The sequence below is a fragment of the Ramlibacter cellulosilyticus genome (genome assembly GCF_014297465.1).
In the GTDB taxonomy this organism is placed as follows: domain Bacteria; phylum Pseudomonadota; class Gammaproteobacteria; order Burkholderiales; family Burkholderiaceae_C; genus Ramlibacter; species Ramlibacter cellulosilyticus.
In genome coordinates, this window is the sequence record NZ_JACORT010000014.1 from 117,513 (window position 1) to 134,957 (window position 17,445).

Consider the following 17,445-nt stretch of genomic DNA (forward strand, 5'->3'; position numbering starts at 1 on the left):
CGTTCTGGTTTCTCCAGAGATTGTGCCCATGTCCGCGAATTCCAGTGCGCCCCACTCCCCCGCGCCCGCTGCCCCGCCCTCCGACAAGGAGCTGGTGCTGAAGGTGATCCCCATGCCCGCCGACACCAACGGCAACGGCGACATCTTCGGCGGCTGGGTCATGGCGCAGGTGGACCTGGCCGGTTCCGTGATCCCGGCGCGCATCATCAAGGGCCGCATGGCGACCGTGGCCGTCAAGGAGTTCGTGTTCAAGCAGCCGGTGCGCGTGGGCGACATCCTGAGCTTCTATTCGTCCGTCACGCGCATCGGGCGCACCTCGATCACCGTGGACGTGGAAGTCTTCGCGGAGAGCTTCCGCGACCAGGGCAAGTTCGCGAAGGTGACGGAGGCGCTGCTGACGTACGTGGCGATCGACGACCAGGGGAAGCCGAAGGAGATTCCGCGGTGACAGCGCTGGGGTGCGCTTCGCGCAACCCAGCCTACCGGGCAAGCGCTGGACCGTAGGCTGGGTTTCGCGCCAGCGAACCCCAGCGCTCCACGCGCCGCTCAAAACTTCCCGTGCCGCCCTTCGCCCGACGCGAACCGCGCGGCCCCTTCCAGCGCATCCGGGATACGGGCCTTGCTCCGCTCCCACTCCCCCTGCAGCGCCTCCGGCAGGCTCTTCCCCCACTGCTCGTACGCATTCATCCGGTCGGCACGCATCGTCTCCTGCGGGAACCGGCACAGCTGCTGCGCCAGTTCGATCGCCGCTGAACGCGCCTCGCCGCGCGGCACCACGCGGTTGGCCAGTCCCATCTGCAAGGCTTCGGCCGCCTCCACCTTGCGGCCCGTGAGGATCAAATCCATGGCGTGGCCCATGCCCACCAACCGCGGCAGGCGCACCGTGCCGCCGTCGATCAGCGGCACGCCGAAACGCCGGCAGTAGATGCCGAAGTAGGCGTCCTCCTCCAGCACCCGCAGGTCGCACCAGAGCGCCAGCTCCATCCCGCCCGCCACGGCGGCACCGCTCACCGCCGCGATCACCGGCTTCGACAGCAGCAGCCGCGACGGACCCATCGGCCCCACCGCGCGCGCATCCGCCGCGTCGAAGTCCAGGTCCGCCAGCACCCCGGCACCGCCGGAGGCCATGCGTGCGCCGGCCTGCAAGTCCCAGCCCGCGCAGAAATGGCCGTTCGCTCCGTGGAACACCGCGACGCGCGCTTGCGCATCCTCGTCGAAAGCCACGAAGGCCTCGTACAGCCGCCGTGCCGTGACGGCATCGACGGCGTTGCGCACGTCGGGGCGGTCCAGCGTGACGACGGTCACGGCGCCCTGCTTCTCGAGGTGGACGCTGGTGTTCATGCCGTCCATTACACCGCGCCCCGCGCCGGTCCGCTGCGCGACACGAACCGGGGACAACCCTGTGACGCCCGGCGCCGCACCACGGCTATAACGCCTTGCGCCACGGAAGAAGAGGCAAGCGCGTGCAATTCCTGCAACTGGTGATCGGCGGCGTCGCCCAGGGCTGCATCTACGGGCTCATCGCGTTGGGTTTCGTCCTGATCTACAAGGCGACGGAGACCGTCAGCTTCGCCCAGGGCGAGCTCATGATGCTGGGGGCGTTCTTCGGCCTCGCCGCGATGACGCTCATGGGCTTCCCGTTCTGGCTCGCCGTGCCCTGCGCGATCGCGGGCATGGCCGTCTTCGGCCTGGTGCTCGAGACCGCCGTCATCCGCCCCATCCTGGGGCAGCCCGCCTTCTCCATCGTGATGCTCACCATCGGCATCGGCTACGTCGCGCGCGGGCTGATCACCATGATCCCCGGCATCGGCACCGAGACGCACACGCTCGCGGTGCCGTACAAGGACCAGGTCTGGAACGCCGGCGGCCTCGTGCTGAACGTGGAGCAGATGGTGGTGATCGCCGTGACGGCGGTGCTCTGCGCCCTGCTCTTTGCCGTGTTCCGCTACAGCAAGGTCGGCATCGCCATGCAGGCCGCGTCGCAGAACCAGCTGGCCGCCTACTACATGGGCATCCCGGTGAAGCGCCTGAACAGCCTCGTGTGGGGCCTGGCCTCCGCGGTCGCGGCCATCGCGGGGCTGCTGCTCGCGCCCATCACCTTCGTGCACGCCAACATGGGCTTCATCGGCCTCAAGGCTTTCCCCGCGGCGGTGGTCGGCGGCTTCGGCAGCCTGCCCGGCGCGATCGTGGGCGGGCTGATCATCGGCGTGGTGGAGTCGCTGGCCGGATTCTACCTGCCGGAGGGTTTCAAGGACATCGCGGCGTACATCGTGGTGCTGGTGATGCTGGTCGTGCTGCCGAATGGCCTCTTCGGCGAGAAGCTGCGAAAGAAGGTCTGATGCGCTTCCTCTTCAAGACAGATTACGCGCAGGACATCCGGCTGGCGAAGCACGGCGGGCACGTGTTCTGGTACGGGTTGCTGCTGGCGCTGCTGCTGCTCGCACCGCTGCTGCCGGAGTACCTGCTGTCGCAGCTCACGTTCATCCTGATCTACGGCATCGTGGGCCTGGGCCTCATGCTGCTGGCCGGCTTCACGGGACTGTTCTCGATCGGCCATGCGGCCTTCTTCGGCGTGGGGGCCTACGCGCAGGCGGTGCTGACCGGCCTGGGCTGGCACTTCCCCTTCGCGCTGCTGGTGGGCGCGGTGCTCTCGGCGGCGGTCGGCGTGGTGGTGGGACTGCCGGCGCTGCGCGTGAAAGGCATCTACCTGGGCATCGCGACGCTGTCCTTCGGCTTCATCGTGGAGGAAGTGTTCGCACGCTGGGAGAGCGTGACCGGCGGCAACGCAGGCAAGACGGTGGGCTCCGCCAAGATGTTCGGCTGGACGGCGGACACCGGTGCGTCCTTCTACTACCTGTGCCTCGCGCTCGCGGTGCTCGCCACGCTGGGCTGCCTGAACCTGCTGCGCTCGCCCACCGGCCGCGCCTTCGTCGCGATCCGCGACTCCGAGATCTCCGCGCAGAGCATGGGCATCCACCTCGCGCGCTACAAGACCTTGAGCTTCGCGCTGTCGGCGGCGCTGGCCGGCATCGGCGGCGCGCTGTATGCGCACCAGATCCGCTTCCTCTCCCCCGACCAGTTCAACATCATCCAGTCCATCGACCTGCTGCTGATGGTGGTGATCGGCGGCCTGGGCTCCATCCATGGCGCCTTCCTGGGCGCGATCTTCCTCATCGGGCTGCCGCAGGCGATCAGCGCGGTGAAGGACTACCTGCCGGAGAGCATCGGCCAGGCGCCGGGGCTCAAGGCCGTGGTGTACGGCGCAGTGCTGGTCGCCTTCGTGCTGTTCGAGCCGCTGGGCCTCTACGGCCGCTGGCTCAAGGTGCGGACCTACCTGCAGCTGTTCCCGTTCTACCGCAAGGGCCTGTTCAAGCGGCAGAAGTCCTTCCAGAAATCGGATCGCCTCAGATGAGCGACGTCCTCCTCTCCGCCAGAGACCTCAGCGTGCGCTTCGGCGGCGTGCTGGCGGTGAACAAGGTGAGCTTCGATGTGCGGCGCGGCGAGGTCTTCACGCTGATCGGCCCGAACGGCGCCGGCAAGACCACGGTGTTCAACCTGATCAGCCGCATCTACAACCCCACCACGGGCACGATCCAATTCGAAGGCAAGCCGCTCACCGCGCAGCCGCCGCACCGCATCGCGTCGTTGGGCATCGCCCGCACCTTCCAGAACATCGAGCTCTTCGAGCACGCCTCGGTGCTGCACAACCTGCTGATCGGGCGCCACACGCACCGGCGGACGGGCCTCTTCGCCGACATGTTCTTCACGCCCAAGGCGCGCGCGGCGGAGATCGCGGCGCGCGAGAAGGTCGAGCAGGTGATCGACCTCCTGGACCTGCAGCACCACCGCGAGGCGATGGTCGCCGGCCTGCCCTACGGCGTGCGCAAGGTGGTGGAACTCGCGCGTGCCCTGTGCACCGAACCCAAGCTGCTGCTGCTGGACGAGCCCTCCTCCGGGCTGAACGTGGAGGAAACGGAGGACATGGCCTTCTGGATCCAGGACATCCAGCAGGAGCTGGGCATCACGGTCCTGATGGTGGAACACGACATGAGCCTCGTGTCCAAGGTGAGCGACCGCGTGCTGGCCATGAACCAGGGCGAAGTGCTGGCGCTGGGCACGCCCGCCGAAGTGCAAGGGCACCCGGGCGTGGTGGAGGCCTATCTCGGTTCGGCGGAGGACGTTTCCTCGCTGCGCCGCTTGCATGGAGAGCCTGTGGCATGAGTGCCAACCCGCCCGCCATCAGCGACCAGCCGGTGCTGAAGCTCCTGAACGTGGAAAGCGCCTACGGCCCGATCAAGGCCATCCGCGGCGTCAGCCTGCAGGTGCGCCGCGGGGAGATCGCCACCGTGCTCGGCTCCAACGGCGCGGGCAAGTCGACCATCCTCAAGACCATCTCCGGGATCATCGACCCGCGCAAGGGCAGCATAGAGTTCAAGGGCGACGACATCACCGCGCGCGACCCGGCCTACATCGTGCAGCAGGGCCTGTCGCACGTGCCGGAAGGCCGCGAAGTGTTCCCGCTGCTGTCGGTGCACGACAACCTGGTGATGGGCGCGTACACGCGCAAGGACCGCGACGGCGTGGCGCGCGACATGGAGGCGGTGTACCGCTACTTCCCCATCCTGCAGGAGCGCTCCGCGCAGGACGCCGGACTGCTCTCCGGCGGCCAGCAGCAGATGCTGGCCATCTCGCGCGCGCTGATGGCGTCGCCGGACCTGATCCTGCTGGACGAGCCCAGCCTGGGCCTCTCGCCCAAGCTCACGAAGGAGATCTTCGAGATCGTGGTGCGCATCAACCGCGAGCGCGGCACGACCATCCTGCTGGTGGAGCAGAACGCCAACATGGCGCTGAACGCGGCCGACTACGGCTACGTGCTGGAGAACGGCCGCATCGTGATGGAAGACACCTGCGCGCGCCTGCGCGAGAAGGAAGACATCAAGGAGTTCTACCTCGGGATGAAGGAAGCGGGGGTGCGCGGGGAGCGGCGGTGGAAGAAGAAGAAGACGTGGAGGTGAAGCCATGAAGCAGCTCTGGAACCTCTCCCACATCCAGCCCGAGACCCGCAACCTGCTGGAGGGCGACACCATTCCCGCGATGTTCTGGAGTGGGGTGGCGCAGCGCGGGCCCGACGTGTGGATGCGGCAGAAGGACCTGGGCATCTGGCGGAGCTGGACCTGGGCGCGGACCGGCGAGGCCGTGCGCGAGGTGGCCGGTGGCCTGCTGGCATTGGGCTTCGCACCGCACGAGACCGCGTCCATCCTCTCCAACACGGTCATCGAATGGGTGCTCGCCGACCTCGCCGTGCTCTCCTGCGGCGGCGTGTCCAACGGCATCTACCCCACGGACGCGCCGGCGCAGGTGCAGTACCTCTGCGAGGATTCGGGCACGACCATCCTCTTCGTCGAGGACGACGAGCAGCTGGACAAGGCCCTGGAAGTGCGCGACCGGCTTCCACGCCTGCGCAGGATCGTCGTCTTCGACATGAAAGGCCTGCGCGACCTGCGCGACCCCATGGTGACCAGCCTCGACGAACTGCGCCGCATGGGCCGCGACTACCTGGCGCAGCATCCGGACGAAGTCATGCAGCGCGTGGGCCAGGTGAAGCCCGGGGACCTGGCGATCCTCGTCTACACCTCCGGCACCACGGGCAAGCCGAAAGGCGCCATGCACTCGCACGCGGGCCTGGTCTACACGGTTCGCGGCTACAACACGCTCATCGCCCGCAGCGCCGACGACGAGTGCATGTGCTTCCTGCCGCTTTGCCACATCGCGGAGCGCCTGGGCGGCGAGTACTTCTCGCTCTACACGGGGGCGAAGCTCAATTTCGTGGAGAACCCGGAGACGGTGCCCGAGAACGTGCGCGAGATCGCGCCGACGGTGTTCACCGCCGTGCCCCGCGTCTGGGAGAAGTTCTATTCGGGCGTGATGATCGGGCTGAAGGAAGCGAGCGGCCTGCAGCAGCGCGCGTACGCGTGGGCGATCGGCGTGGGCACCCGCATCGCCGAGCGCGTGCTCCAGGGCCAGCCGGTGCCCGCCTCGCTGAAGCTGCAGTACGCGGCCGCCGACGCGCTCGTGCTCTCCAACGTGCGCAAGATGATCGGCATCGATCGCTCGCGCTTCCTCGTCACCGGCGCGGCACCGATATCGCCGGAGCTGGTGAAGTGGTACCTGGCCCTGGGCGTGCCGATGCTGGAGGTCTGGGGCATGACGGAGACCTGCGGCGCCGCCACCGGCATCCCGGCCACGCGCATCAAGCCCGGCTCCATCGGCCCCGCGGCCAGCTACAACGAGGTGCGCATCGACCCCGCCACGGGCGAGATCCAGGTGAAGGGGCCCAACGTGTTCATGGGCTACCTGAACCAGCCGGAGAAGACGGCGGAGACCTTCACCGCGGACGGCTGGCTGCGCACCGGGGACGTCGGCGGCGTGGACGCGGAAGGCTTCTTCCGCATCACGGACCGCATGAAGGACATCATCATCACCGCGGGAGGCAAGAACGTGACGCCCAGCGAGTTCGAGAACGAGCTCAAGTTCTCGCCGTACATCACCGACGCCGTGGTGATCGGCGACCGCCGCCCCTATCTCACCGCGATCGTGATGATCGACCAGGAGAACGTGGAGAAGTACGCGCAGGACCACGACGTGCCCTTCTCCAACTATGCGAGCCTCACCCGGGCCCCCGAGGTGCAGGCGCTGATCCAGTCCGAGATCGACCGCGTGAACCGCAAGTTCGCGCGCGTGGAGCAGGTGAAGAAGTTCTTCCTGCTCGACACGCAGCTCTCCGCCGAGGACGAGGAGCTGACGCCCACGATGAAGCTCAAACGCAAGCTGGTGCAGGCGAAGTACGCACCGCAGATCGAGGCGATGTATGCCTGACCCTTTCCACACGAACCACCAAGGAGACGTTCGATGAAGTTGAAGTGCACCCTCGCCCTCTCGTGCGCGCTCGCGGCCCTGCCGGCCTTCGCACAACAGCAGGGCGTGACCAAGGACCAGATCCTGATCGGCACCATCCAGGACCTTTCCGGCCCGCTGGCGGGCTACGGCAAGCAGGCGCGCAACGGCATGCAGCTGCGCATCGACGAACTGAACGAGCAGCAGGGCAGCATCCACGGGCGCAAGCTCAAGCTGGTGGTCGAGGACGACGGCTACGACCCGAAGAAGGCGGTGCTGGCGGCGCAGAAGCTGGTGAACCAGGACAAGGTGTTCATCGTCGCCGGCCACCTGGGCACGGCGCAGAACATGGCCGCCATGCCGGTGCAGTTCGAGAAGAACGTCGTGAACTTCATGCCCATCACGGCCGCGCGCGAGATGTACGAGCCGCTGCACAAGCTGAAGTACTCCTTCGCCGCCACCTACTACGACCAGATCCGCCAGGCGCTGCCGAAGATGGTGAAGGAGCGCAACGTCAGGAAGGTCTGCACCATCTACCAGGACGACGACTTCGGCCTGGAAGTGCAGCGCGGGGCGGAGGCGGGGCTGAAGTCCATCGGCATGGAAGTGGCCGAGAAGACGACGTACAAGCGCGGCGCCACCGACTTCAGCTCGCAGGTCGCGAAGATGAAGTCCTCGGGCTGCGAGCTGGTGGTGCTGGGCACCATCATCCGCGAGACCATCGGCACGATCGGCGAATCGCGCAAGACCGGCTTCAACCCGATCTTCCTGGGCTCCAGTGCCGCGTACACCGACCTGATCCACAAGCTGGGCGGCAAGGCCATGGACGGCCTGTACGCCACCATGACGGTGCAGCACCCGTACCTGGACGAAGCCTCGCAGCCGATCCGCTTCTGGGCGACCAAGTACAAGACGAAGTTCAACGAGGACCCGACGGTGTTCTCGGTCTACGGCTACATCATCATCGACCAGTTGATCAAGGCGGCGCAGAAGGCCGGCCCGAACCTCACGACCGACAGCTTCGTGAAGGCGATGGACACCATGACCTTCGAGCCGGACATGTTCGGCAGCCCGAAGGCGACGTATACCGCCACCAAGCGCCTGGGCAACGACCTGTCGCGGCTGTCACAGATCAAGGACGGGAAGTGGGTGGTGGTGAGCGATTACGGCAAGTAAGGCCCACCGCACGGACGAGCAAAGGCCGCCCCCGGGCGGCCTTTTTCATGGAAACCCCTGCCCCTGCGCCGCGCACGCAGGAGAACAATCCGAAAACCAAGGTTCTCGCGAAGGAGCCGGCCATGCAGCGCAAAGCCATCCTGGTGCTCGTCGTCCTGGTGCTCGCCGCCACCGCGGTCGCCGCGCAGACGCCCACCCAGGGCGTGACGAAGAACGAGATCGTGCTGGGCAGCATCCAGGACCTCTCCGGCCCGATCGCCGCCTTCGGCAAGCAGGCGCGCATGGGCCTGCAGCTGCGCGCCGACGAGATCAACGAGCAGGGCGGCGTCCACGGACGCAAGATCCGCCTGCTGGTGGAGGACTCGGGCTACGACCCCAAGCGCGCCGTGCTCGCCGCGCAGAAGCTGGTGAACCAGGACCGCATCTTCGCGATGGTCGGCCACATCGGCACGGCGCAGAACATGGCCGCCATGCCGGTGCAGTTCGAGAAGAACGTCATCAACTACATGCCGCTCACCGCCGCGCGGGAGATGTACGAGCCCTTCCACCGGCTCAAGTTCGCCTTCCTCTCCTCCTACTACGACCAGATCCGCGCCGCGCTGCCGCGCCTGGTGCAGGAGAAAGGCGCGAAGAAGGTCTGCGCCCTCTACCAGGACGACGAGTTCGGGCTGGAAGTGCTGCGCGGCGTGGAGGCCGGGCTGAAGGTCGTGAAGATGGACCTGGCCGAGAAGACCACGTACAAGCGCGGCGCCACCGATTTCTCTTCGCAGGTGGCGAAGCTCAAGTCCTCCGGCTGCGACCTGGTGGTGCTGGGCACGATCATCCGCGAGACCATCGGCACCATCGGCGAGGCGCGCAAGACCGGCTACAACCCCGTGTTCCTCGGCTCCGCGGCCGCGTACACGGACCTGATCCACAAGCTGGGAGGCAAGGCCATGGACGGCTTCTACGCCACCCACACCACCGCGCACCCCTACCTCGATGAAGCCTCGCAGCCCATGCGCTTCTGGGCCAACAAGTACAAGACGAAGTTCAACGAGGACCCGAGCGTGTTCTCGGCGTATGCGTACAACATCATGGACGCCTTCATCGCCGCCGCGCAGAAGGCCGGGCCCAACCTCACGACCGACAGCTTCATCCAGGCCATGGACACGCTCGTGGTCAGGCAGGACATCTTCGGCAGCCCCGAGGCGAGCTTCGGGCCGCGCAAGCGGCTGGGCAGCGACCTGTCGCGCCTGTCGCAGATCCAGGACGGGCGCTGGAAGGTGGTGTCGGACTACGTGCGACCGGCGCCTGCGCCGTGACACAAGCCGCCCACGGGCGGCTTGTTTGTTGGTACGCTCGATTGGATGAGTACGCCCAACCCGCTCAAGAACCCCGAGCTCGAGTCGAAGGCGCTGTTGTTCCTGGTGCTGGCGGCCACGGCGCTGTTCGCGCTGATCCTGTGGCCCTTCTTCGGCGCGGTGTGCTGGGCGATCTTCATCGCCATCGTGTTCTGGCCCATGCACCGGCGCTTCCTGCACGGCAGCCACAACCGGCCCAACATGGCGGCGCTCGCCTCCCTGACGGTGATCCTGCTGATCGTGATCCTGCCCTTCGCGATGCTGGCCGCGTCGATCACGCAGGAAGCCTCGGTGCTCGTGGAGAAGATGCGTTCCGGCGAGATCCAGGTCTCCACGTACTTCCAGCGCGCGGTGCAGGCCCTGCCGACCTGGGCGCACGCGATGCTGGCCCGCTTCGGCATCACGGACTTCTCGCTGCTGCAGCAGAAGGTGCTGGCCATCCTCGGCGGCAGCGGCCAGGCGCTGACGACGCGCGTGGTGGGCATCGGGCAGGTGACGCTGGACTTCATCGTGGCCTTCTTCGTCATGCTGTACCTGCTGTTCTTCCTGTTCCGCGACGGCGAGCGGCTGACCGAGTCGGTCGGGCGTGCGATCCCGCTGCATCCGCAGCACACGCGGCGGCTGCTCACGCAGTTCGCCACCGTGGTGCGCGCCACCGTGAAGGGCAACATCGTCGTGGCCCTGGTCCAGGGCGCGCTGGGCGCCATCGCCTTCGGGGTGCTGGGCTTGCCCGGGGCAGTGCTGTGGGGCGCGGTGATGGCGCTGCTGTCGCTGCTGCCGGCCGTGGGCGCCGCGATGGTGTGGGCGCCGGTGGCGATCTACTTCTTCTTCACGGGCGAGATCGTCAAGGCGCTCGGCCTGGTCGCCTGGGGAACGCTGGTGATCGGCCTCGTGGACAACTTCCTGCGCCCCATCCTGGTCGGCAAGGACACGCGCATGCCCGACTACCTGATCCTGATCGCCACCCTGGGCGGCATCGTGGTGTTCGGCCTCAACGGGTTCGTGATCGGCCCCGTGATCGCCGCGGTGTTCCTGGTCAGCTGGGACATGCTGGCTTCGGTGCGGCAGCAGCCCGCGGCGCCGACGGGGCGGTGAAGGGGCGCTGGGGTTCGCTTCGCGAAACCCAGCCTACGCCCGGCAGCTACGTGGGCTGGCATTCCCCTGGGCTGGCATTCCCACGGGCCGGCATTCCCGTGGGCTGGCACTCCCGTGGGCTGGCATTCCCGCGGGCTGGCATTCCGTAGGCTGGGTTTCGCGCCAGCGAACCCCAGCGTTCACCGCCCCAGCCGAAGCTGCATGAACACGCTGTTCGGATCCTCCATGTAATCCTCGAATGGCCCGCAATACGCGAACCCGAAACTCTCGTACAGCTTCCGCGCCGGCGCGAACTCGGGCTGCGAGCCCGTCTCCAGGCTCAAGAGCGCATACGAGCGGCTGCGCGCCTCGGAGATGATCCGCTCCAGCATCGCGCGCGCCACGCCCTTGCGTCGATGCGCGCTTGCCGTGCGCATGGACTTCACCTCCCCGTGCGAGGCATCCAGCGCCTTGAGCGCCCCGCATCCGAGCAGGTCCGCCCCCGACCACGCCGTCCAGAACGTGATCGCCGGATGGCGCAACGCCTGGAGGTCCAGGGCATGCACGCTCTCCGGCGGCGAGATGGCGTGCATGTTGCGCAGGTGCTCCTCGAGCAGCGCGCGGATCTCGGGGCCGCGCAGGTCGTCGACGCGGATGTGCATGGGTGGGTCTCCTGCGCGGGGAGTGTGTCCAGCCGCGGGCGGAAGTGCCATCCGCCGAATGGCGAACATGGCCTGGCTTGGCCTCCGTGGTCACCACCGCGCGGCAACCAGCGCGATCACCGCCAGAAGCACCGCCCCGCCGCCAAGAAGCGCCGCCGTCTTGCGGCGGGCACGCCGTACCTCGCCACGGGCGATCGGTCGCAACGGAAAGACAGCGCCGACGAGGGCCGACCACGCCACCAGGCCGACGGGAAAGAGCAGGAGCAGCGCCCAGCTTTTCGCCAGGAGCGCGGCGATCGCCGCGCCCCACAACAGGCCTTCCGCCACGAACGCCCCCGCGAAATGGGCCCAGGCGGAGACGAAGCTGAGGCCGTTGCAGCGGGCGCACCTGGCGGGGAAGGTATCCGTGGCGCCAACCTTGCGCCACAGGGAGATGGACGGTGCCTGGCAGGAGGGGCAGGCGAACATGCCGATGCGGATGTTCACTGCGCTTCCGCCTGCCGCCGCGCCGCCTCCCGGATCGCGTCGACATCCAGGAATTCACGGTTCACCGGCCATTGCTCGACGGAGGAATGGTAGAAAAGCGCCAGGCCGAGGAAGACACCGCCAACGGCACCCGCAACGACAAGCCACGGCCCCGCGGCATCGCTTCCGGCTGCCGCTGCGAAGAGCGCGAGCGTGAAGACAAGTGCGCCCGCCACGCTGCACGCACCGGCCATGCGGCGATGGCGGCGCAAGTGGGCTTCCTCGTCGTCCAGCGCACGAACGAGCCCGCGCAGCATCCTGGCGCGGTAGCGGTCAGCCTGGGTGGCGGTTGTCACGGTTCATCTCCATGGCGTCGGAAGATGCATCGTGTTTCCACGATGGCTAACGCGCCTCCTGGCCTCTCCGCTGGAGCGTGAGGTCTTCGGGATCGGCGCGATCCCGCCAGCAGGGCAGACGCGACCTGCGCGGCGACGGGGAGCGCAATCCAGGCGTACGGCTTCCAGTTCAGCCCGGCGCCTTCCGCCGCGAGGATCAACCAGATAAGCGGCAGGAAGGGGATCCAGACACCGCTCCCCTGCCGAGGGGCTACTGCCGAGCGCAAGTGCGGCTCCTTGCAGGTCGACGTCAGCGAGTCTGGCCATGTTTGTTCTCCCCGAGCTCCTGCGCGAGCCCGATGAGAATGCCCTCGGGACCGCGGATGTAGCAAAGCCGGTACGCGTCCCTGTACTGCGCCACTTCGCCGACAAGCTCGGCGCCGTGCCTGGCCAGCCGGACCAGCGCATCGTCGATGTCCTCCACGGTGAACATGACACGCAGGTACCCGAGAGCGTTCACCGGCGCCCTGCGGTGATCGGCAACCACGGGCGGTGCAAGGAAGCGCGAGATCTCGAGCCGGCCGTGACCGTCCGGCGTGCGCATCATCGCGATCTCCACGCGCATGTGGCGCAAGCCGGTGACGCCATCCGCCCAATCCCCCTCGATGGGGGCGCGTCCCTCGAGCTCCAGGCCGAGCTCGGAGAAGAACGCGATGGCGGCCTCGAGGTCTTCCACCACGATGCCGACGTTGTCCATGCGCTTGACCGTCATCAAGTCTCCTCGGCCACACCCTCACCGGCGGGAAAGCGCGATTCCAGGACTTCCGCATTCGTCAGGGGCCGCCCCGTCCATACGACCACCTGCCCCGCCCCGGCGCCCGCGGCGAGCTCGCGGATGGCGCGCCGCTCCACCTGCGTGAAGCCGCCCTCCGGGTCCCCCAGCGGATGGATCACGATGCGCGGCTTCATCAGTTGCACGGAGCCTGCGAAGCTGCGCTTCACGAACGCCCGCACCACCTGGTCGGCAGCCGTGAAATCGGAGATGAGCGTGCGGGGATGGCCGAACGGGTTCAGGACACGCGCAGAACCCGCCGCGGCTGCAGTTCGTGCCTCGGCGCCGATGGCGACGACGCGCTCCCCATCGGGAGCCATCGCGATCTCGGGCACCTCGGAAATCGACGCGCCTGTCCTGGCGTTCGTGACCGTCAGGCGCTCGGGCGAGATCTGGATGTACAGAACGGGCTTGAGGTTCAGCATGCCCGCATGTTAGAGCTCGATGCGCAGGCGGTCAGCTCTTGCGAAGCCCCACCCCACCCGGAACACGGGAGCAGCCACGCGACGGCATGCTTCACGACAGCGCCTCCAGCACCGGCCTCATGACCAGGCAGGGAACCGCAAAGGGTCCAGCCGCTCACATGGATTGCGACAACCGGATGGTGCCCCACACCAGGATCACCAGCAATGCAACGTTGATCAGCAACGCGGCCCCGTGCATCCGCCGGAACCGCCGGATCGGCTCCGTATCGCTGCCGTCGATCTGGGCCCCGATGTCCTCCATGGCACGGAGGAAGTGCTTCTTCAGGACAGCGACAACGACTGCAATCGTGCCGGCGCCGAGCGCGAAGGCAATCCGCCCCCACAAGGCATAGCTGACGGTTGCGCCCATGGCGGCCCAGAACGCGACCTTGTAATAGACGTTGAAGAACGACCGGACGAATCGCGCGTCGAGGGGCACATCGTGCTGGAGGATGAGAAGGGGCAGCCCGCCCAGGAGGAAATACGCGGTGAACACGAGCAACGCGACGGTGAAGACGAAGGCGCCGTACATTCCCCAGGTCATCGCGTTCGCTCCTGCCGCCAGGCGCCCAGGGCGAGGCGGCGCTTCATCCGATGAAGCCCTGGACGGTGAGGACGGCAAGCAGGACCGTCATCGCGAGGAAGATCCAGGCAAGAACTCCGGCGCCGAGCAGCGGATAGCGAAGGTGCCGATGGATGCGGTCCTGCTCCGCCAGGGGGACATGGTCCATGCCGCGCTTCCAGCCCCGCGGCCAGGACCGGACGGGCGGCTCCTGCACGGGCCCACCAGCACGGAACGCGTCCACCGTGAGCGCGGCACAGGCTACGGTGAGAACGAGCAGCAGCCACGGTGACATGGGTCTTAACGGGCGGCCGCCATGACTGCCGCCGTGACCGCGGCGGCCAGCAGCCACGCCCCGAGCCGCTGGAGCAGCGCGACATCCAGCTTTCCGGCGGCAGGCGCATGCCTGTAGCCGAAGCCCACCACGAAGGCGTGCGCCGGCAGCGCGATCAGGAGAAGGGTGGCCAGCATCAACTCCATGCTGAAGGAGGCGCCGGCGCCGCCGAACCGGGACCACGCCAAGGGCCAGAGGACGGCTGAAATGGCGCCGGTGAGGGCAGCCGTGATCGGCGTGGCACGGAGGGTCATGATGGGCGTCCGGCTGACGTCATGGTGTCAGTCCCAGAGCCCTACGGCGAACGCGCCGAGGGCGACCCCGAGCCCCACGAACAGCCAGCCGTAGAAGGCCATGGATCCGCTCGTCGCGAACGGATACCGCCGTTCCGCGAACGCACGCACGTAGTCTGGAACCGGCCGCCGATGGGCCTTGCCGAACATCATCTCGTCCTTCTCGATCGGGTTCGGGGGTGAACCGTGACGGGAGAGCAGGAGTGCGTCGACACCCAGCCAGAGAAGGCCGGCCGCGACCAGCAAGAGAAAGGCAGCCATGTGCGGCTAATCTACAGGTGACCGGCACGTTGCGGCAAGGAGCCGCGGGGTGCAGGAGATCCAACGGCGCCTCGCGTCGCCTTGCTGCAACGTGTCCGAATCGACAGACCCGCCACGCGCACGCGGCACATGGCGCCTTCAACTCCCAAGAAATCCCACGAGCAGCAGAAAGCCGGCCAATCCCAATGCAGCGGGGACTGAGCGGACAGGCAACGCAACCATCCAGTAGAGCGGTGCACAGACACGGAACAGTGCACCCCGGAACCCGCCAGCGCGAATCTCCTCCTGCAGCTCAACATCCTTTCGTGCGATCTCGTCGCGCTGCTGCTTCGAGAAGCCGCCGATGCACCACAAGGCATACGCCCCGTAGGTGAGACCACAAACCACCAGGAATACGAAGAGCTGTCTCACAGGTGCGCGCTAACGTCGGAGTTGACCGGCACGCAGCGGCGTTGCGCCGCAGGCGTATGCTCCCCTGTACGCCTGGCCGCGCAATGCCGCTGCGTGTCCGCGTCGAACGGCCTGTTGGGCGGCAGATCAAGCATGCACGTGCTCCACCGCGGAAGGCATCGTCCGGCCTCCCCGGAGCGCTCGTTTGTGGAGGTTAGGCAGCGGGTTCACGTTCTACAGGCTTCTCCCGCCGCGCAACGCCAACAACGCCGAGGCGAGAGCCATCAAGCCGACAATTGTGCGAAACCAATGCCACGCTGCCCAACGCGCCAGCTCCCCCGGCAGCGCCTCGTACGTGACGCTCGCTTCGGCAAAGCTGGCGTTGGCGCGCCGGAAGTACAGCCCGTACGTCGAAAGAATCACCAAGGCAAGGACAGCAGCGACAACCGATGCAGAAACTGGCGAGCGGTTCGTGGCGATGGATGTAGCTGCAGCAGCGATCACAAGAATCGTCGCGATTGCGGTCAGTGGTGCGAAGAATGCGTAGAGCCGATGCGCGTGCGCCGCATGCAAGGTGAAAAACTCGCGTGGCTCCAGCGCTCGCCACATCGGAACAAGCACGACCGCTTCGGTCAACAACGCGCCCACGAACAGACCGAGGCCCGCAGCAGCAAGGAAGGACATCACGTCGGCAAGCAGACTCATGGACTCTCCCACGGAGTTTCAGACGCTTAGCGTAAAGGTGACCGGCACGTTGCGGCAAGGGGCCGCGAGGTGCAGGAGATCCACCGGCGCCTCGCGGCGCATGGCTGCGACGTGTCCGGCTCGGCCGACCTGTTAGGGCTCACCGCTTGCCCTTCTCGCCAAGAACCTTGCGAACGATGCCGTCCAAGGCAAGCAACAAGACGGCCGCGAATACGGAATCAAAAAGGGCACCCAGTGGGTGGTCGCCGTGGACGAGGATTTCGATCAGAAGCGTTGCTCCGGCCACGCCTAAGGCCAGAAATCCAAGAGGCTTGCCGATCCGCGTGAGCTGCGCGAAATCGCCGCCGCGCCCTTGCCTCCACGCCTCCAGAACAACACGCACCGCGACGGCCAGCGCAACGGCCACGCCCAACCCCACAGTCGTTATGGGCGGTCGCGCGAAGACTAGCGCCAGCGCAAACGCTAGAAGGGCCAGCGTAGAGATTTGCCAGGGGCGAAAGACGGCGATCATTGTGAGCTCTAACGTGAAGGTGACTGGGACGTTGCGGGCAAGGGGCCGCGCGGTGCAGGATTTCCAACGGCACTGTGCGGCCCCTTGCTGCAATGTGTCCCGGTCGACCGACCTGTTAGACCGCATGTGGCGCCCACCACGTGAATTCAATAGCACTCACACACCTGGCGGTATGTCCCCCTCGCCGACATCGGGTAGGTCTTGTCCGGAACAACGCGCGAGAACCTCGGTTCGCACTGCTTCCGGCACTCGGCATGAAGGTCGCGCGGCGGGGGCAACAAGGATGAAACGAGTATGCCAGCCACAATGAAGAATGCGAAACCGAAAGCGGCCGCAATGGCCAGGGGCAGGCGAAGGAACACTCGGCGCAAATAGGTACGGGGATTCATGCCGTCTAACGTCGGAGTTGACCGGCACGCTGCTGCAAGGCGCCGCGGGACGTACGCTCACCTGCACGGCTCGCGGCGCCTTGCAGCAGCGTGTCCGAGTCGAACGACCTGTTAGACCTCACCGCGCTCACCTTTGAGGTTCGGCGGGGTCGTTGTCATTCACCCCCACCTTCGTCCAACGGCCACGAAGAAGACGCTCAGCCTCGGCTACGAAAATGTCCCGGTGGGCCGCGCTGGTGAAACGAAGCTTGAATTGGCCGTTAGCCTTTTTCCAGTCCGCACTCCCGGTACCTCCCCAGCCGATCTGGGGCTTGGGGTGCTCCTCGGCGAACTGGCACAAGGCGCGGAGGCAAAAGAGTACCGCGCGGTCGTCCGTTTGGCACGTGATGCTGAAGTGGAACTTGTCGTGATCGGCGCTCATGATTGTGAGGTCTAACGTTGGAGATGACCGGCGGACAGTAGGACGGCGAAGCCGGCCGATAGGACGTCCGTGTCGATCGACTTGTTAGACCGAAGCTGCATGGCACTCATGTCCGCCCCTTCCAAAAGCCAGGCCTGCGCCGCTGATGGGCGATGGCAAGGATGCGGACCTCTGAATCACCCACGTAGTACACGATGCTGTAGGGGAAGCGTCGTAAGCGTCCGGCCATCCCACCCTTGAGCGCTGCGGAATAGACGGGAAGGATGGCGTCCATCAAGAATTAGGTGGACACCATGACAGATCACCGGAAGCTCCCTCGCCGGCGTCACAGCAA

General features: G+C 66.7%; 23 protein-coding genes. 9 read left to right on the plus strand and 14 right to left on the minus strand.

Going from position 1 to position 17,445, the window contains the following annotated elements:
* Nucleotides 1-28: 28 nt before the first annotated feature.
* Nucleotides 29-448 (plus strand): acyl-CoA thioesterase, encoded by a 420-nt coding sequence (locus H8N03_RS24335; protein ID WP_187078830.1) that lies wholly within the window; start codon nt 29-31, stop codon nt 446-448.
* A gap of 98 nt (nt 449-546) precedes the next feature.
* Here the strand turns inward: H8N03_RS24335 and H8N03_RS24340 are convergent, their stop codons facing one another.
* The gene (locus tag H8N03_RS24340; RefSeq protein WP_187078831.1) at nt 547-1,341 is read right to left on the minus strand and encodes a crotonase/enoyl-CoA hydratase family protein; all 795 of its coding nucleotides are present in this window, start codon (nt 1,339-1,341) and stop codon (nt 547-549) included.
* A gap of 122 nt (nt 1,342-1,463) precedes the next feature.
* Here H8N03_RS24340 and H8N03_RS24345 point away from each other — a divergent pair, with 122 nt between their 5' ends.
* The 8 genes from H8N03_RS24345 (at nt 1,464) to H8N03_RS24380 (ending at nt 10,508) form a co-directional block, all read left to right on the plus strand.
* On the plus strand, nt 1,464-2,339 hold the full coding sequence (locus tag H8N03_RS24345; RefSeq protein WP_187078832.1) for a branched-chain amino acid ABC transporter permease: 876 nt from the start codon (nt 1,464-1,466) through the stop codon (nt 2,337-2,339).
* Nucleotides 2,339-3,412 carry a branched-chain amino acid ABC transporter permease gene (locus H8N03_RS24350; RefSeq protein ID WP_187078833.1) on the plus strand — a complete coding sequence of 358 codons (1,074 nt, stop codon included), beginning with the start codon at nt 2,339-2,341 and terminating at the stop codon, nt 3,410-3,412. Before H8N03_RS24345 ends, H8N03_RS24350 begins: the two co-directional genes overlap by 1 nt.
* Complete coding sequence (locus H8N03_RS24355) at nt 3,409-4,221, plus strand: ABC transporter ATP-binding protein (RefSeq protein WP_187078834.1); 813 nt, start codon at nt 3,409-3,411, stop codon at nt 4,219-4,221. Before H8N03_RS24350 ends, H8N03_RS24355 begins: the two co-directional genes overlap by 4 nt.
* Nucleotides 4,218-5,015, plus strand: a complete 798-nt coding sequence (locus H8N03_RS24360) for an ABC transporter ATP-binding protein (RefSeq protein ID WP_187078835.1) — start codon at nt 4,218-4,220, stop codon at nt 5,013-5,015. The genes H8N03_RS24355 and H8N03_RS24360 overlap by 4 nt, the downstream gene beginning before the upstream one ends.
* A 4-nt stretch (nt 5,016-5,019) precedes the next feature.
* Entirely contained in the window at nt 5,020-6,876 is a 1,857-nt protein-coding gene (locus H8N03_RS24365) for an AMP-dependent synthetase/ligase (protein ID WP_187078836.1), read from the plus strand.
* A gap of 33 nt (nt 6,877-6,909) precedes the next feature.
* On the plus strand, nt 6,910-8,070 hold the full coding sequence (locus H8N03_RS24370; RefSeq protein WP_187078837.1) for an ABC transporter substrate-binding protein: 1,161 nt from the start codon (nt 6,910-6,912) through the stop codon (nt 8,068-8,070).
* A 122-nt stretch (nt 8,071-8,192) separates the two neighbouring features.
* Complete coding sequence (locus tag H8N03_RS24375; RefSeq protein WP_187078838.1) at nt 8,193-9,374, plus strand: ABC transporter substrate-binding protein; 1,182 nt, start codon at nt 8,193-8,195, stop codon at nt 9,372-9,374.
* Nucleotides 9,375-9,419: 45 nt separating this feature from the next.
* Nucleotides 9,420-10,508, plus strand: a complete 1,089-nt coding sequence (locus H8N03_RS24380) for an AI-2E family transporter (RefSeq protein ID WP_187078839.1) — start codon at nt 9,420-9,422, stop codon at nt 10,506-10,508.
* A gap of 179 nt (nt 10,509-10,687) precedes the next feature.
* Here the strand turns inward: H8N03_RS24380 and H8N03_RS24385 are convergent, their stop codons facing one another.
* From H8N03_RS24385 to H8N03_RS24445, 13 genes are all read right to left on the minus strand, one after another.
* A complete protein-coding gene (locus H8N03_RS24385; protein ID WP_187078840.1) occupies nt 10,688-11,149 on the minus strand; it encodes a GNAT family N-acetyltransferase in 462 nt (153 codons plus the stop codon).
* A gap of 90 nt (nt 11,150-11,239) precedes the next feature.
* Nucleotides 11,240-11,635: a hypothetical protein gene (locus tag H8N03_RS24390; RefSeq protein ID WP_187078841.1), complete on the minus strand. Its 396-nt coding sequence runs from the start codon at nt 11,633-11,635 to the stop codon at nt 11,240-11,242.
* A complete protein-coding gene (locus tag H8N03_RS24395) occupies nt 11,632-11,970 on the minus strand; it encodes a hypothetical protein (protein ID WP_187078842.1) in 339 nt (112 codons plus the stop codon). Before H8N03_RS24395 ends, H8N03_RS24390 begins: the two co-directional genes overlap by 4 nt.
* A gap of 289 nt (nt 11,971-12,259) precedes the next feature.
* Complete coding sequence (locus tag H8N03_RS24400; RefSeq protein WP_187078843.1) at nt 12,260-12,721, minus strand: VOC family protein; 462 nt, start codon at nt 12,719-12,721, stop codon at nt 12,260-12,262.
* Nucleotides 12,721-13,206, minus strand: a complete 486-nt coding sequence (locus H8N03_RS24405; RefSeq protein WP_187078844.1) for a rod shape-determining protein — start codon at nt 13,204-13,206, stop codon at nt 12,721-12,723. The genes H8N03_RS24400 and H8N03_RS24405 overlap by 1 nt, the downstream gene beginning before the upstream one ends.
* A 154-nt stretch (nt 13,207-13,360) precedes the next feature.
* Entirely contained in the window at nt 13,361-13,789 is a 429-nt protein-coding gene (locus H8N03_RS24410; RefSeq protein WP_187078845.1) for a hypothetical protein, read from the minus strand.
* Nucleotides 13,790-13,832: 43 nt separating this feature from the next.
* A complete protein-coding gene (locus H8N03_RS24415; RefSeq protein ID WP_187078846.1) occupies nt 13,833-13,976 on the minus strand; it encodes a hypothetical protein in 144 nt (47 codons plus the stop codon).
* Between the two features lie 131 nt (nt 13,977-14,107).
* Entirely contained in the window at nt 14,108-14,395 is a 288-nt protein-coding gene (locus tag H8N03_RS24420) for a hypothetical protein (protein ID WP_187078847.1), read from the minus strand.
* A 27-nt stretch (nt 14,396-14,422) separates the two neighbouring features.
* Entirely contained in the window at nt 14,423-14,695 is a 273-nt protein-coding gene (locus H8N03_RS24425) for a hypothetical protein (RefSeq protein WP_187078848.1), read from the minus strand.
* A 138-nt stretch (nt 14,696-14,833) separates the two neighbouring features.
* Nucleotides 14,834-15,106 (minus strand): hypothetical protein, encoded by a 273-nt coding sequence (locus H8N03_RS24430; RefSeq protein WP_187078849.1) that lies wholly within the window; start codon nt 15,104-15,106, stop codon nt 14,834-14,836.
* 213 nt (nt 15,107-15,319) lie between these two features.
* Nucleotides 15,320-15,790 carry a hypothetical protein gene (locus tag H8N03_RS24435; protein ID WP_187078850.1) on the minus strand — a complete coding sequence of 157 codons (471 nt, stop codon included), beginning with the start codon at nt 15,788-15,790 and terminating at the stop codon, nt 15,320-15,322.
* Nucleotides 15,791-15,929: 139 nt separating this feature from the next.
* Complete coding sequence (locus H8N03_RS24440; protein WP_187078851.1) at nt 15,930-16,301, minus strand: hypothetical protein; 372 nt, start codon at nt 16,299-16,301, stop codon at nt 15,930-15,932.
* A gap of 516 nt (nt 16,302-16,817) precedes the next feature.
* Nucleotides 16,818-17,111 (minus strand): hypothetical protein, encoded by a 294-nt coding sequence (locus H8N03_RS24445; protein ID WP_187078852.1) that lies wholly within the window; start codon nt 17,109-17,111, stop codon nt 16,818-16,820.
* Nucleotides 17,112-17,445 lie beyond the last annotated feature (334 nt).